Origin of the sequence: Rhodoferax sp. U2-2l (assembly GCF_020594515.1) — a bacterium.
Taxonomy (GTDB): domain Bacteria; phylum Pseudomonadota; class Gammaproteobacteria; order Burkholderiales; family Burkholderiaceae_C; genus Rhodoferax.
This window is the reverse complement of record NZ_JAJCTH010000005.1, coordinates 44,495-59,436: the sequence shown is the minus strand read 5'-3', so window position 1 is coordinate 59,436 and position 14,942 is coordinate 44,495. Positions and strand designations below refer to the sequence as shown.

At 64.8% G+C, this 14,942-nt stretch carries 14 protein-coding genes; 4 read left to right on the top strand and 10 right to left on the bottom strand.

What is annotated here, in order from left to right:
- Positions 1–52: 52 nt before the first annotated feature.
- Both nth and LHU53_RS06130 read right to left on the bottom strand, forming a co-directional pair.
- Positions 53–691: an endonuclease III gene (nth, locus tag LHU53_RS06135; RefSeq protein WP_227331342.1), complete on the bottom strand. Its 639-nt coding sequence runs from the start codon at positions 689–691 to the stop codon at positions 53–55.
- Between the two features lie 4 nt (positions 692–695).
- Positions 696–1,496, bottom strand: a complete 801-nt coding sequence (locus tag LHU53_RS06130) for an HDOD domain-containing protein (RefSeq protein ID WP_227331341.1) — start codon at positions 1,494–1,496, stop codon at positions 696–698.
- A 134-nt stretch (positions 1,497–1,630) separates the two neighbouring features.
- Between LHU53_RS06130 and LHU53_RS06125 the strand changes: the two genes are divergently transcribed.
- Entirely contained in the window at positions 1,631–2,821 is a 1,191-nt protein-coding gene (locus LHU53_RS06125; protein WP_227331340.1) for a PLP-dependent aminotransferase family protein, read from the top strand.
- Between the two features lie 20 nt (positions 2,822–2,841).
- On the opposite strand, the gene LHU53_RS06120 is transcribed toward LHU53_RS06125, so the two are convergent.
- The 5 genes from LHU53_RS06120 to LHU53_RS06100 all read right to left on the bottom strand — a co-directional run bounded on the left by LHU53_RS06120 (position 2,842) and on the right by LHU53_RS06100 (position 10,218).
- Entirely contained in the window at positions 2,842–4,785 is a 1,944-nt protein-coding gene (locus LHU53_RS06120) for a sensor domain-containing diguanylate cyclase (protein ID WP_227331339.1), read from the bottom strand.
- A gap of 120 nt (positions 4,786–4,905) precedes the next feature.
- Positions 4,906–6,714, bottom strand: coding sequence for an N-acetylglutaminylglutamine amidotransferase (locus LHU53_RS06115; RefSeq protein ID WP_227331338.1), 1,809 nt, complete (start codon positions 6,712–6,714; stop codon positions 4,906–4,908).
- Entirely contained in the window at positions 6,714–8,024 is a 1,311-nt protein-coding gene (locus tag LHU53_RS06110; RefSeq protein WP_227331337.1) for a hypothetical protein, read from the bottom strand. The genes LHU53_RS06115 and LHU53_RS06110 overlap by 1 nt, the downstream gene beginning before the upstream one ends.
- 155 nt (positions 8,025–8,179) lie before the next feature.
- A complete protein-coding gene (locus LHU53_RS06105) occupies positions 8,180–9,490 on the bottom strand; it encodes an ATP-binding protein (RefSeq protein WP_227331336.1) in 1,311 nt (436 codons plus the stop codon).
- Positions 9,487–10,218 carry a response regulator gene (locus LHU53_RS06100; RefSeq protein ID WP_227331335.1) on the bottom strand — a complete coding sequence of 244 codons (732 nt, stop codon included), beginning with the start codon at positions 10,216–10,218 and terminating at the stop codon, positions 9,487–9,489. Before LHU53_RS06100 ends, LHU53_RS06105 begins: the two co-directional genes overlap by 4 nt.
- Positions 10,219–10,446: 228 nt before the next feature.
- On the opposite strand from LHU53_RS06100, the gene LHU53_RS06095 reads away from it, so the two are divergent.
- The 3 genes from LHU53_RS06095 (at position 10,447) to LHU53_RS06085 (ending at position 12,706) form a co-directional block, all read left to right on the top strand.
- Positions 10,447–10,851 (top strand): hypothetical protein, encoded by a 405-nt coding sequence (locus tag LHU53_RS06095; protein ID WP_227331334.1) that lies wholly within the window; start codon positions 10,447–10,449, stop codon positions 10,849–10,851.
- Positions 10,852–10,917: 66 nt separating this feature from the next.
- Positions 10,918–12,129, top strand: coding sequence for a chromate efflux transporter (gene chrA / locus LHU53_RS06090; protein WP_227331333.1), 1,212 nt, complete (start codon positions 10,918–10,920; stop codon positions 12,127–12,129).
- 94 nt (positions 12,130–12,223) lie between these two features.
- The gene (locus LHU53_RS06085) at positions 12,224–12,706 is read left to right on the top strand and encodes a low molecular weight protein-tyrosine-phosphatase (RefSeq protein ID WP_227331332.1); all 483 of its coding nucleotides are present in this window, start codon (positions 12,224–12,226) and stop codon (positions 12,704–12,706) included.
- 142 nt (positions 12,707–12,848) lie between these two features.
- On the opposite strand, the gene LHU53_RS06080 is transcribed toward LHU53_RS06085, so the two are convergent.
- Genes LHU53_RS06080 through LHU53_RS06070 form a run of 3 tightly spaced genes read right to left on the bottom strand, consistent with a single transcriptional unit; the run spans position 12,849 to position 14,816 of the window.
- Positions 12,849–13,328 (bottom strand): hypothetical protein, encoded by a 480-nt coding sequence (locus LHU53_RS06080; RefSeq protein ID WP_227331331.1) that lies wholly within the window; start codon positions 13,326–13,328, stop codon positions 12,849–12,851.
- A gap of 13 nt (positions 13,329–13,341) precedes the next feature.
- Positions 13,342–14,037, bottom strand: coding sequence for an alpha/beta hydrolase (locus LHU53_RS06075; protein WP_227331330.1), 696 nt, complete (start codon positions 14,035–14,037; stop codon positions 13,342–13,344).
- Positions 14,034–14,816, bottom strand: a complete 783-nt coding sequence (locus LHU53_RS06070; protein WP_227331329.1) for a class III extradiol ring-cleavage dioxygenase — start codon at positions 14,814–14,816, stop codon at positions 14,034–14,036. The genes LHU53_RS06075 and LHU53_RS06070 overlap by 4 nt, the downstream gene beginning before the upstream one ends.
- Positions 14,817–14,942 lie beyond the last annotated feature (126 nt).

The window sequence follows — 14,942 nt, the reverse complement described above, 5'->3', positions numbered from 1 at the left end:
TCAGCGGCTGCATGTCCTGGCGCAGAGGCGCCATCAGGCACCGACCGGGTCGCTACCTGGCGGTGGTTTTGGGCGTGAAGTCACAGGTGTTGGCCACCGCACAGTCCCAGCAGCGCGGTGTGCGCGCCTGGCACACATAACGCCCGTGCAGGATCAGCCAGTGGTGGGCGTGCACCATGAACTCGGTCGGAATGCGCTTGAGCAGCGCCAGCTCAACGGCCAGCGGCGTTTTGCCCGGTGCCAGGCCGGTGCGGTTGGCCACGCGAAAAATGTGCGTGTCCACCGCCATGGTGGGCTCGCCAAAAGCCACGTTGAGCACCACATTGGCGGTTTTGCGGCCCACGCCGGGCAGCGCTTCCAGCGCCTCGCGGGTGCGCGGCACCTGGCCACCGTGCAGGTCCACCAGCATCTGGCAGGTTTGCAGCAGGTGTCTGGCTTTGCTGCGGTACAGGCCGATGGTTTTGATGTAGCTCTCCAGCCCCTCCTGACCCAGGTCGAGGATTTTTTGCGGCGTGTTGGCCACCAGAAACAGTTGTCGGGTGGCTTTGTTGACACTCACGTCGGTGGCCTGGGCCGACAGCAGCACGGCGGCCAGCAGCTCAAACACACTGGCAAATTCCAGCTCGGTCTGCGGCTGCGGGTTGACCGCGGCCAGGGTGGCAAAAAAGGTCTGGATCTGCGCGGGCTTCATGGGTTTATGGCAGGCTGAAAAAGCTGTCCGCGCTGGGGAAGGTGGCTTTCATCCAGCGCACCTCCAGCCCCAGGGCGTCGATCACGTCATGCGGCAAGGCGTCGACCGCCAGCGCGTCGGCGCCCGGCATGTCGGCCAGCAGCCCGGCCAGGTTGACCACCGCGCCCAGGCGCGAGAAGGCTTGCTCCACCAGCGGGTCGTAGGCGCGCTCCAGCGCCTGGGTGATCTGCATCGGAAAGTTCCAGCGGCGTGCCAGCTCGGCCGTGATCTGGCCTTCAGAGAAGCCGATCAGGCGTTTTTCGCGCTCCCAGCGGGCGCCGGGCGGCTGCGGCAGGCGCTCGATCTCGGTCAGCGCTTGCGGGTTGGCGTGGCCAATCAGCAACTCGCCCAGGCGCAGCATCATGCCGGTCAGCCAGGCCTGCTGGCCGTCCATGTCCAGTGCGCCCGCCAGCCACTGGGCGTAACCGGCACAGGCCATGCTGTGTTGCCAGAATGCTTGAAGTTCAAGACCCGGCAGCGGTGCAAACGCGTCGCTCAGGCTGGCGCTCAGGGCCAGCGCACGCACCTGGCCCAGGCCGACCATCTGGATCGCCTCGTCCAGCGTGCTCACGCCGCGCGGCAGGCCAAACTGGGCGCTGTTGGCCAGCCGCAAAAGCCGCGCGCTCAGGGCCGGGTCGCGACTGATGATCTGGCTGACCTCAAACACATCGGGGTTCTCGCTGTTGAGGGTCTGGATCAGCTCGTGCGCCACCTCGGACATCGAGGGCAGTTGGACGTTGGCAAAAAAAGCATCAAGACCGTGCATGGATTTTCCTGGGAAGAGGGGGCGGGCGAATCGGTCACAATTTACCCTATCTGTCAGCTGCCGCGCCGCGCAAACCGTGCACCCAAGCGCTTGGAAGCTGCTTTTTTATCGATCTCTCCTGAAAGCCTTGCCCCATGCAATTTGCCGACCGCCTGCAAAACGTCGAAACCTCCGCCATCCGTGAATTGTTCAAGCTGCTGGGCAAGCCCGGCATCATCAGTTTTGCCGGTGGTTTTCCTGACCCGGCGCTGTTTGACGCCGAGGGCATTGCCCAGGCCAGCGCAGCGGTGCTGGCCAACCACCCCGGCCCGGTGCTGCAATATGGCGCCACCGAAGGCTATGGCCCGCTGCGCGAAGGCATCAGCACGTTCATGGCTGGCAAAGGCAGCACGGTCGCGCCAGACGGCCTGATCGTCACCACCGGCAGCCAGCAAGCGCTTGATTTGATTGGCAAATGTTTGATTTCACCGGGTGACAAGGTGATTGTGGAAGCGCCCACCTTCCTGGCCACCATCCAGTGCTTTCGCCTGTACGGCGCGCACATCATCGGCGCGCCGGTGGATGCCGATGGCGTGGATGTGGACAAACTGGAAGCACTGATTGAAGAGCACCAACCCAAACTGGTCTACCTGATTCCCACCTTCAGCAACCCCAGCGGCGCCACACTGAGCCTGGCGCGGCGCAAGCGAATTCTTGAAATAGCCGTGCGCACCCAAACGCTGGTGGTGGAAGACGATCCGTATGGCGAGCTGTACTTTGACGCCGCACCGCCACCCAGCCTGCTGGCTTTGAGCGACAGCGTGCCCGGCAGCCGCGAGTGGCTGGCGCATGCCGGAAGTTTCAGCAAAATCTTAAGCCCCGGCCTGCGCGTGGGCTGGATGGTGGCGCCGCCCGAACTGCTGGCCAAGGCGGTGATGTGCAAACAGTTCAGCGACGCCCACACCAGCAACCTCACCCAAGCCATCTGCGCGCAGTACCTGACGATGAACCGCCTGGGCCCCACGCTGGCCGTGGTGCGCCAAACCTACGCCGAGCGCGCGCGGGTGATGGCGCAGTGCCTGACGCGTGAGCTGGGTGAGGCGATTGCCTTCAACGCCCCACAGGGCGGCATGTTCTTTTGGGCGCGGTTGACCGGTGCCAACGGCCAGAGCGCGGATGCAGCCGCCTTTGCCAAACGCGCCATTGAAAAACTGGTGGCCTTTGTGCCCGGCGCGCCGTTCTACGCGCACGACCCCGACATCGCCACGCTGCGCCTCTCGTTTGCCACCGCCGATGTGGCCAAGATTGACGAAGGCATCAGCCGCCTGAAGCTGGCGCTGGTTTGACAGCGCGCGCCCATCAGCCCCTAGCCTTTGATGTCATCGGGAAAATGGTTATCAAAGAAGTAGTTATCCAGCACCTCGTTGTCGGAGTGCTCTGAGAAGCAGATCCGGTTGCGGCCCTCGTTCTTGGCCTGGTACATGGCGGCGTCGGCCCATTTGGTGAGTTCGTCGGCGTGGGCATGGGCGCTGGCAAAGACCACCACGCCGATGCTGGAGGTGCAGCGGTGTTCGATGCGCTGCGGGCGGTCGGCCCGGCCGAGCGTGGGCAGAACGTAGGGTTTGGCCATGGCCAGTTTGATTTTTCGGGCGATCTGGTCGGCGACTTGCCGGGCTTTTTGCCAGTCGGTGTCCAGCTCGGCGAGCAGCACCACAAACTCGTCGCCGCCAAAACGCGCCACGGTGTCCATCTCGCGCACACAGGTTTTGAGCCGGCTGGCGGCCTCCACCAGCAGCAGGTCGCCCACCGCGTGGCCGTGGATGTCGTTGAGCGGCTTGAAGTTGTCCAGGTCCAGAAACATCAGCGCGCCAAACTGGCCGCTGCGCCGGTTGGCGGTGATGGCCTGGCCCAGCCGGTCATCGAGCAGCCGCCGGTTGGGCAGCGTGGTCAAGGTGTCGTAGAAAGCCAGTTGCCGGATCTCGTTTTCAAGCTGTTTGCGTTGGGTGATGTCGCGAATCGACACGTGGATGGCGGGCTCACCGTCAAATTCGATGGCCGTGCCTTGCACTTCCACATCGATCTCGGTGCTGTCCAGCTTCACAAAACGCGCCTCGGCGGTGGGTGGCAGCGGCTCGCCCCGCTCAATGCGCATCATGCGTGAGCGCTGGCTCTCCAGGCAGGTCGGGTGGATCAGGTCAGTGGTGCGTTTGCGCAGCAGGCTCTGCAGGTCTGGCGCGCCAAACAGCTTCAAGGCGGCCGGGTTGGCGTACATGATGTGGGTGTGCCGGTGCACCAGAATCGCGTCGGGCGACCATTCGATCAGGGTGCGGTAGCGCTCCTCACTGGCTTTCAGGGCCATTTGTGTGCGTTTGTGGGGGGTGATGTCCTGCACGATGCCCAGGGCGCTTTGGGGCTGGTGATGGCTGTCAAACACAATCTCGGCGCGTTGGCGCACCCACTGCACGTTGCCGTTGACGATCAGGCGGTGCTCACCATCAAAAAGACCTTGCGTGAGCGCCGCCTGCCAGCTTGTCTTGACCGCAGCACGGTCGTCCACATGCACATGCGCCAGGTAGCGCCGAAAACTGAGCTGTGACCCCACCGGCAGACCCAGAATGCGGCAACCCGCGGGCGTCGGTGTGATCTTGTCGGCCGCAATATCGCCCACCCAGCTGCCCATGTGGGCCATACTTTGCGCACGCTCCAGCAGGCCGGTGTTTTTCTCAAGCAGCTGGGTGTAGTCGGACAGTTCGCGCCCCACCGCGTTCAAGGCGTGCATCTGCCGCCAGCTGGCCTGGTTGATGAAAGCCATCAGCGCCGCCATCAGCCCAAAGATCAGAACAGCATGCACCAGATGGATGGCGGAGGGCACGTGGGTTGCTGCTGGCAGCCAACCCTGCCCATCGGCCAGCCACAGGCCCACACACAGCAGCGAAACCAGCAGCGCCAGACGGATGCCGGCGCGGGCCTGGCTGAGCCCGCCGTACATCAGGATCAGCGCCGGGTAAAGCATGATCGCTGGGGACTGCACGCCGCCAGTGAACACGGCAATGACCGTGGCGGCCAGGCAGACGCCGTAGATCAGGGTGTGGATGGCCAGGCCGATCCGGTCGCGTTGCAGAAACAGCCCACCGATGAGGCCCACCGCCAGCATCGACATCGAGCCCAGAAAAATCACGCCCACGTCGGGTGCATACACACCCGCCAGCAGCAGGGTCAGGGCGGGGCCAATCAACAGCGCCGCCACGGCGTAATTGAGCAGTGCTTTGGCGGACGCGCGGCCAAGGGGGTGATGGCCCGGGTCGGTCATGGCGACACCAGGTGCGCGATGTTGAAATGGTTCAAGTCCTCCCCCTTTTTTGATGGAACGCCCTGGCGGTGCCGGGTGGTGTTGTTGTCGGGCCAGCAATTAATTGACTTGGATCACATTCTAAGGGGCGCCTCTCCCCGCGCCATAGGGGTCAACGTGCACCTGCAGCCACCATTCCAGCAGCGCCAGGTGCCACAGTTTGCTGCCGTTGATGCGGGTGAAGGCCTCGGGCGCTTCCGGCTCGGCCAGCAGTTTGTCGACATAGTCGCGCTGGTACAGCCCGCGCTTCAAACACGCCTCAGACATCAAAATCTCGCGCATCTTGTCCAGAAACGGCCCGCGCACATAACGCAGCGCCGGCACCGGAAAGTAGCCTTTGGGCCGGTCAATCACCGAATCGGGAATCAAGCCGCGGGCGATGGCTTTGAGCGGGTACTTGCCGCCTTCTTTGAGCTTGAGGGCGGGCGGCATCTTGGCGGCCAGTTCCACCAGCTCGTGGTCCAGGAACGGCGTGCGCACCTCCAGCCCCCAGGCCATGGGCATGTTGTCGACGCGTTTGACCGGGTCGTCCACCAGCAGCGTGGTGGCGTCAAAGCGCCAGACTTCGTCCAGAAATTCATCGGCTTGCGGCTTGGCAAGCTCACTTGCCACCAGCTCCGAGGTGACATCACCCACCTGGAACGCGGGGGTAATCATCTGCAGGTATTCCGCGTGGTCGCGGTCAAAGTAGTGCTGGCTGAAGCGCTGCAGCGGCGTGCCTTGCGCCGCGTCCATCTCGGGGTACCAGAAATAGCCGCCAAACACCTCGTCGGCGCCCTGGCCGCTCATCACCACCTTGACATCTTTGGCCACCCGCTCGCCCAGCAGGTAAAACGCGATCACGTCGTAGCTGGCCATCGGTTCGGTCATCTGCTCAATGGCTTCGGGCAGGCGGGTGAGGACCTCGCTGTTGGGAATGCTGTACTGCTTATGGCGGGTTTTGAAATGCGCGGCCACCTGGTCGGAGAATTCAAATTCGTCGGCCTTCTCAGTCCCGCTGCCCATGTCTTCAAAACCGATGGAGAAGGTGCGCAGGTCTTTCACATGCTCGGCCAGCAGGCCCACCAGCAGGCTGGAATCGAGTCCGCCCGAGAGCAGCACACCCACCGGCACGTCGGCGGCCAACAGGCGTCGGTGCACACTTTGGTCCAGTGCGTAGCGTGTGGCGGCCAGCCAGTCTTGCTCGGGTATTTCTTGCGCCGGGCGGGTGGCGTCCAGCGTCCAGTACACCTGCTGGTCCATCCGGCCATCGGGCTGGATCGTCAGCGTAGTAGCGGGCGGCAACTTGCGCACGCCTTTCAAGACGGTGCGCGGCGCGGGCACCACCGTGTGCAGGGTGAAATGGTGGTGCAGTGCCACGGCGTCCAGCGTGGTGTCGACCCCGCCACCGGCCAGCAGCGCGGGCAGGCTGGAGGCAAAGCGCAGGCGGTGGCAGTCCTGGGTGAGGTACAGCGGCTTGATGCCAAAACGGTCACGCGCCAAAAAGAACTGGCTGCTGCGCTGGTCCCACAGGCAAAAGGCGAACATGCCCTTGAAGCGCTTCACACACTGGTCACCCCAGGCGTGGTAGCTTTTGATGATGACTTCGCTGTCACCTTCGCTGAAAAAGTGGTAACCCAGCCCCTGCAACTCGGTGCGCAATTCGCGGTAGTTGTAGATGGTGCCGTTGAACACCAGGGTGAGCTGCAGCGTGGCGTCCACCATTGGCTGGTGGGCGTGGGCGGATAAATCGATGATCGACAGGCGGCGGTGCCCAAAGGCGACCGGGCCGTCGCTGTAGGTGCCGGCATGGTCCGGGCCACGGCGTGCCAGCTGGTCCGACATGCGGCCAATGGCGCCCATGTCGGGCGTTTTGCCATCAAAACGCAGTTCTCCACAAATGCCGCACATCAGAAAGTCTCCGGATCAGGCACCACGATGACCGGCGCAAAGCCGCCACCGGGGGTGCGAAAGTTGGTTGTCTGGCCGCTGTAAATGCGCGCGGCCAGCAGTTGCACCTCACCTGCGTAGGTGAAGGCGCGCAAATCGAACTTGAGGTCGGTGGCCACGCCGTCGACCTCGATCAGCCGCTCGGACGGCGGCACCAGCGCCTGCGCCACAAAGTCACCGGCCAGAATCTCGGCCCAGACGCGCTTGGTCAATTTGTCGCCGCGGTAGGCGGCTTTGGCACCGTAACCAGCCACCGGCTTGAAAAACAACTGGCGGCGTTGCGCCCACAACTCATCGGCGCGCTCGGCCGTCACCAGCCGGGTGGCGGGCACATGGGCGGCCAGCAGCTGGCGGTCGCTGCTTGCAGCACCCCAGGCGGCCAAGAGCGGCTGCTGGCTCAGCGCGATCAGGTTGCGTTTGTTGGCCAGCAGCGCATGGGCGCGCGGGTGCGGGGTCAGCACCACGGCACCGGCTTCGTACGCCTGGCGCAGCGCTTGGTGGGCAGGTTCTTCCAGGTAAAAGTCGGTCAGGCGGTTGTAGACCATGTCCACCGGCGTGCCCTGGTGCAGCAGTTGGCCGCCTTGCCATTGCAGCTCAGTTGGGCCGGCAATCCAGGCCTGCAGGCCTTGCGCGGCAAACAGTTGGCGAAACAGCTCAAATTCGGGCGCCAGGTATTGCGCTTGCGGGGCGCTGTCCACAATCACCACGTTGCGCCAGGGCTGGTTGCCGCGCTGGCGCTGCCACTCGCTGGCAAACATGTCAAAAATGGTCCGGGTCAGGGCGCTCTGGCGTTGGCTGGTGACAAAGGCGCCGCCGAGTTCGGCGCAACACGCCTCTTGCGCACGGGCCAGCGCAGAGTTGAGCAGCAGGCCGCCGGCGTTGGTGTTGATCTCGATGAGCTGCGGCCCCTGGCGGCTGAGGTGAAAGTCGTACCCCATGCAGACACTTTGCGGCCCGAAGTCAAAGTGCGCCACCGGGTTGGCGCGGGCCAGCGCCTGCGCCTGGTAGCCGGGCAGGGTCGCCACCCTTTCAATCGTTTGCACGGTGGCACGGATCTGGGCTTGCACCTTCTCAGAGATGAACACCACGCTGCTGGAAAACAGGTTGGCGCGAGTTTTCAGCACCGTGTCCAGCAGGCCATGCAGGCTGGGGTCGGCCTCCAGTTGCTCACGCAGACGTTGTTGGTTCAGGGTGCGGCAATAACAGTCGCGGTTCAGGGCCTCGGCGCTGGTGAGGCTCAGGGTGGGGTCGGGGGGGTGGGCGGTGGTCATGACGATGCAAAAAAACACAAGGGATCGCCGTCTGGGCCGCAGCGGCACCCGGAGGGGCCAGTTGCCCAGACATCAATTGCGATCATGGGCTGATTCTGCCTCAGTCCCTAAAGCCGGGCCTATGGTGGTTCATTCGTGGCAACAGCACTCGGACTTCAGCCGCGCGGAAATGCCAGGGTGGCCGCCAGCCCGGTGGGTGTGCGGTTGGCCAGCAACAGCGCGCCGCCATGCATCAGCACAATGTCCTGCACGATCGACAGCCCCAGCCCGACGCCGCTGCCCTGCTGGCTGCGCTCGCTGTCACCGCGAAAATACGGCGCCGTCACGTGTGCCAGGTCTTCGGGCGCAATGCCGGGGCCGTCGTCCTGCACGGTGATGCGCAGGCTGGTCGTGCTGTCGTCTACGCTGATGCGGGCACCGGCGCCGTATTTGAAGGCGTTGTCGATCAGGTTCTGCAAGGCGCGGCGCAATGCGGACAGCCGCCCAGCAAATGGCTGCAACGCCCGCCCGTCGATCGGGATGCTGCGCCCCTGCACCCGGGCGTCTTCCGTCATGCTTTCCAGCAGGGCGTTGATGTCGATCAAACGCACCACCTCGTTGGTTTGCAGGGCGCGCAGGTAGTCCAGCGTACCGTCCAGCATGGCGCCCATGCGCTCCAGATCGGCACCCATCTGCTCGCGCAGGGAGGCGTCGTCGATGAGTTCGGTTCGCAGGCGCAGGCGCGTAAGCGGTGTGCGCAAGTCGTGCGAGACCGCTGCCAGTGCCCGTGCCCGCTCGCCCACCAACCGCTGGATGCGCCCTTGCATGCGGTTGAAGGCCTGCGCGGCGCGGCGCGTCTCAGCGCTGCCTTGTTCAGGTAGCGCTGGGGCGTCCAGGTCATGCCCCAGCGTGTCGGCCGCCTGTGCCAACTGCTGCAGCGGCCGGGTCACCTGGCGCACCGCCAGCATCACCACCGCAGCGACGATGGTCAGGGTCAACACCAGTTGAAGCATCAGGCGGTTGGACCACGCGGGCACCGCCGACTCAGCCCCTCGTTTGATCGTGATGCGAACCCACTGACCGTCGGCCAGCCGCACGTCGAAGCCGCGCTGGGCACTGTCTGATGGGTGGGGTGCATTGGCAGTGGCGACGTGGCGAATCTGGCGCTCGCTGCCCAGGCGTTGGGCAATCAGGGCGCTGATGGCGCCGCGCGGGACCATCGGTGACACCTGACTGAGGTCGATCAGGGCCACGCTCAGGTCGTCGTCCTGCAGGGCGGGCAGGGTGGCGCTGCGCTGCTGCAGCACGGCGGCTTCCAGCACCCGAATCGTGCGGGCGATGTGGTCGGCAAAACCCTGACCACGCGCCCGGCTGACCACGGCAGAGCGCTCGCCCCATTGCAGCCACAAACTCATTCCTTGCGCCACCAGCAAACCTGCCAGCAGGATCAGGGCCACGCGGGCATACAGGCTGGACGGCAGCTTCACGGGCATGTGTTGCCAGCGAGGACACTGGCAGCCAGCACGTAGCCCTCGCCACGCACGGTTTTGATCAGTTGCGGCTCGCGGCTGTCGTCGTGCAGGCGCTGGCGCAGGCGGCTGACCTGCACGTCGATGGCACGGTCATAGGCCTCGGCTTCTCGACCATGGATCATCTCGGTGAGCTGGTCGCGGGTGACCACCCGGTTGGGGTGCTCCAGCAGGATGCGCAACAGCCGGAATTCACCGCCCGACAAAGGTGTGGCCACCCCGTCAGGGTCAATCAGCAGGCGCTCGGCGGTGTCCAGGCACCAGTTGGCAAAACGCAGGCAGCGTACCGGCTCGGGTTGCAGGTTGGGCGGCAGCGCGCGGGTGCGTCGCAAGATGGACTTGATGCGCGCCAGCAGTTCGCGCGGGTTGAAGGGTTTGACCAGATAGTCATCGGCCCCCATCTCAATGCCCACAATGCGGTCGGTCTCCTCGCCGCGTGCGGTGAGCATGATCACCGGCAAACTGGATTTGGCGCGCAGGTCGCGGCACAAGGTCAGGCCGTCGGTGTCGGGCAACATCAGGTCCAGCACCAGCAAGTCAACCGCGTGGTGCGCCAGCATGTGCCACGCTTCACGGGCATCGCGAGCCGCCATGGCTTCAAAACCATTGCGCGCCAGGTAGTCCACCAGCAGGCGGCGGATCTCGGGCTCATCGTCAACGATCAGGATGCAGTCGCTTTTGTCCATGGTGGTGAAAAATCGGTCAACCACAAGCGTACAACCCACCGGGGGTGGCGCAGCCGCTGTGAAGGATGCCAGTTTTGTAACGCACTGTAACCCAGCGCTTGCGTGCAACACGGTGATGCAAATTGGCACTTGCCACCCGTATGGCCGGTTACACGACAGCGCTCCAATGGCTGTCAAGGCGGCAGGCAACTGCGACCGCCTCAAACCGTTTAACCCAAGGAGTTCATCATGAAAACCTTCTCACTTTTCAAAGGCATCGCCCTTACCGCTGTGCTGACCGCCGCTTTGTCGGCCTCCGTTTTAGCCCAAATGGGCCCTGGCCCTGGCCCGGGCGCAGGCATGCAGGGTGCTGGCCCTGGCGCGGGCGCTGGCCAGATGGGTCCGGGCGCCGGTGGCATGCGCGGCATGCGTTTTGATACCACCAACACCCCAGGCTGGGCACTGATGACGGCTGAAGAACGCATCGCCCACCAGACCCAGATGCGCTCGGTCAAAACGTATGAAGAATGCAAGACGCTGCAGGCCGAGCAACACCAAGCCATGCAGGCGCGCGCCACAGAAAAAGGTGTGACGCTGATGGCGCCGCGCCAAAACGCCTGCGAACGCATGAAAGCGCGTGGCTGGATCAAATAAAGGATGAGGTGGGTGCTGACTTGGCGGAGCAGCGCACGCTTGTGCGCCTGCCGGTAGCATCCCGCCATGCCCGCCCAACCACCGATTCACGCAAGCCGTGCCCCCGCCTGGGAGGTGTTTGGCGTGTTTTTGCGCCTTGGCCTGACCTCGTTTGGTGGACCGGTGGCGCATTTGGGCTATTTCCGCCACGAGTTGGTCACCCGCCGCGCCTGGCTGACCGAGCACGCCTATGCCGACCTGGTGGCGCTGTGCCAGTTTTTGCCCGGCCCGGCCAGCAGCCAGGTGGGCATGGCCATTGGCTTGCTGCGCGCGGGGTATGCCGGGGCCGCTGCAGCCTGGCTGGGGTTCACGCTGCCGTCGGCGGTGTTGCTGGCAGCCTTGGGTGTGGGGCTGGCGCAGGGTGTGGAGGGGCTGCCGCACGGTCTGCTGCATGGGCTGAAACTGGTGGCGGTGGCCGTGGTGGCCCAGGCCGTGTGGGGCATGGCGCGGCTGTTTTGCACAGATGGGTGGCGCGTTGCCCTGGCGTTGGCAGCGGCTGCCGTGTTGCTGCTGTACAGCGCGGTGGGCGTGCAGATGGCGGTGCTGGTGGTGGCTGGGTGCTTGGGTTTGTGCTTGCCTGGCGCGCCCGTGGCACGGCGACAGGATGTGGCCAGTTACCCGGTCAAGCGTAGAACGGGCCTGGGCTTGTTGCTCCTGTTTCTGATGCTCCTGCTGGGCTTGCCCTGGGCGGCACAACTTTGGCCGCAGGCCGCGCTGGAGGTGGCTGGCGTGTTTTACCGCGTGGGCGCGCTGGTGTTTGGCGGCGGCCATGTGGTGCTGCCCTTGCTGCAGGCCGAGGTGGTGCCGCGTGGCTGGGTCAGCCTGGATGCGTTCATGGCGGGTTACGGTGCCGCGCAGGCGGTGCCGGGGCCGCTGTTCACCTTTGCTGCGTTTCTGGGCGCGGCGTTGCCGGGCCCGTTGGGCGGCGTTACGGGTGCGATGCTGGCGCTGGTCGCCATCTTCTTGCCGTCGTTTTTATTGGTGGCTGGCGCGCTACCCCTCTGGGATCGGTTGCGGCAGAACCAGCGGGCGCAGTCGGCCCTGGCAGGCATCAACGCGGCGGTGGTGGGGGTGTTGCTGGCGGCGCTGATCGGGCCGGTGGCTGGCAGTGCGCTCACCCACCTGACGGATGTGGCGGTTGTGTTGCTGGCCTTGCTGGCGCTGATGCACTGGCGCTTGCCGCCGTGGGCGGTGGTGCTGGGCTGCGGGTTGGCCGGGTGGCTGTTGGGGATGTTGTAGCGCTCTGGGTAGCGTTGCCTGCGCGTCTTGCACAATCACGTCGCCGCTTGGTCGGCAAGTTTCAGACTCACCCCTACGCCAAACACACACCCTCATGCGTTACGCCATTCTTTTTGTCTGCATGGGCAACATCTGCCGCAGCCCCACCGCCGACGGCGTGTTCCGCCAGAAGGTGATGGACCACAACCTGGGCCACGCCGTGCACGTGGATTCGGCCGGCACCCACAACTACCACCCCGGCAGCCCGCCCGACGCCCGCTCACAAGCGGCAGCCGCGCGGCGCGGCTATGACTTGTCAGCCCTGCGCGCCCGGCAGGTTGTTGCGGCCGACTACGCGACGTTTGACCTGATTTTGGCCATGGACTGGGACAACCTGGCCCTGCTGCAAGACGGTTGCCCACCCGAGCACCAACACAAACTGCGCCGCCTCACCGAGTTTTGCCAGCAGCAAAACAGCCCGGTGGTGCCCGACCCGTACTATGGCGGCGAGCGCGGCTTTGAGCACGTGCTCGATCTGGTGGAAGACGCGTGTGAGGGGCTGATCAGCTACGTGCGGCAGCGGGCTTGCGCTGGCTGATCGGGGTGCTGGCGCTGGCTGAACATGGTCCAACCGTGACGGACCGGTTGGCTTGCCGCGCTGGATCACGGGGGCATCTGCGCGTCACCTGGCAGCACGGTGATGTCGTCAAACTGCAAGTGGTGCATGAACTCACGCAGGATCAGCAGCGTGGCCGCGAAGGCGTTGTTGGCGGGCAGCCGTCTCGGGACGCGGGTTGGCCCAGCGACACTTGCGCCAGCCGCTCAAAGCTGCGTTCCACGGCGTCCAGCGGCAGGCGCAGCACCTCACCTGTGGCGATGCCAGGCAGGACAGCGATCTCGCGGATCGCCGCATCGGTGGTGACAAGCCGGGCGCCAGCGGGAACCAACGGGTGGGCGCGGGTAACTTCATCTTCGACGGTGACGATGGCGTTTTCCAGCGCCAGCGGGCTTGGAGGGTTGTGTTTGAAATGTTCCCGGGCGGTGATTTGGGCGCCCATGGTCAGCGCCATCACCGCCTCCGGTGCGGCGCCACGACCCACCGCGACGCCGGTGAACTCGGTGCCGATGTGCAGCAAAACCCACGGGCTGTCGTCAGCAAGCCGCGCCCGGGCGGCTTGGAACTGCGTGGTGATCAGGGTTTCAAAGTGGGTGGGTGGCATGCGCTGGTTCCGCTCAGGGCTGCGGGTTCAGCGACGCCAACCAGGCCAAAAAGTCAGTTTGCATGGCCGCGCTGATGCTGTGGTCCGTCGGGTACAGATGAAACGCGTGTGCCACGCCCAGCTGCGTCAGCAGCGCGTCGGACCGGTGTGCCCAGGCCACCGGCAGCACCTTGTCGTGCTCACCATGGCCGACAAAGGCCTTGAGCTTCGCCAGGCGCTCTTTGGTCGCCAAATGCGGTTCCAACTCTGGCGGGATGCGCCCGCACAGCAGGCCAAAACCCGCGACGGATTCCGGGTTGCTCAAGGCCACGCTGGCGCTCATGATGCCGCCCTGGCTGAAGCCCGCCATGACCGTCTGGGCCGGTGTGATGCCATAACGGGCTTGCACCCGTTGCACAAACTGGGTCAGCGTCTGGCGGCTGCGCTTGGCTTCCTCGATATTGGCGCTGGGCCCCTGGGCGGTGAAGGCGACGCGAAACCAGGCGAACTGGCCGGGCCCCAGCGTCAACGGGCCACGCGCCAGGATGACCAGCGTGGCCGGGTCCATGCCGCGCGCCAGGCCCGCCATGTTGACCTCGTTGCTGCCCACGCCGTGCAGCAGGATCACACAGCGATGTGGGTTGGCGGGCGCGGGTTGGACCAGCCGGTAGGACAGCCCCAGGTGCGGGTCTGTTTGTAAGTCGCCAAGATTTTCGGGTGCGACGTTCATGCGGGCAGGCCCCAGACATACGATTCCATCGACAACACGGCGTGGGTGATGGCGTCATCGATCACCTGTGCAGCGTCATCGCCTTTGGCACCCAAAGCCACCAGCAGCGGCAAAAAGTGTTCCTCGGTCGGGTGGGCGCGTTGGGCGTGTGGCGCCAGTTCACGGTAGTGGATTAGCGCGTCGATGCTGTTGGCCAGCACGGCAGCGCGCACCCAGGCGGCAAATTCGGACACGTAGGGCTCGGTCCGGGTGCTGCCAGGTCGGAATTCGTACAGGTTGTGGGTCATGCTGCCCGAGGCCACGATCACCACGCCCTGCGCACGCAGGGGCGAGAGCGCCTGACCGAGCTGCCAGGCTTGGGCCGTGGACAGCGTGTGCGGCATGGAGACCTGAAACACCGGCACCTTGGCGTCAGGCAGCAAGTGGCTCAGCGGCACCCAGGCGCCGTGGTCCAGCCCGCGCTGGTCATCCAGGGTGGTGGCAAAACCGGTGTCGGACAGCAACCGGGCTGCCGCCAGAGCGACGTCAGGCTGGCCGCTGGCGGGGTAGCGCAGCGTGTACAGCTCGGCCGGAAAGCCGCCAAAGTCATGCACCGTGTCGGGTTGGGCCGTGGTCATCACTTGCACATCACGTGTTTGCCAATGGGGCGACACCACCAGCACGGCTTGGGCGCCAGCCAACTGGCGGCCCAGCGCTTGCAGGCGGGGGCCCAACTGGCCGGGTTCGATGGCAAAGGTGGGTGCGCCGTGGGAGATAAAAAAGACGGGGGCTTGTGGCATGGTGGTGTTCTCCAAGGGCTGACGCGGGCTTGCGTCAGGTGTTGGTTGAACTGTATTGGTTTATGCGCAGAAGATAAATAGCCATGAATCAGATGGATTGGTTCATAAAAATGCACAATCAGCCCG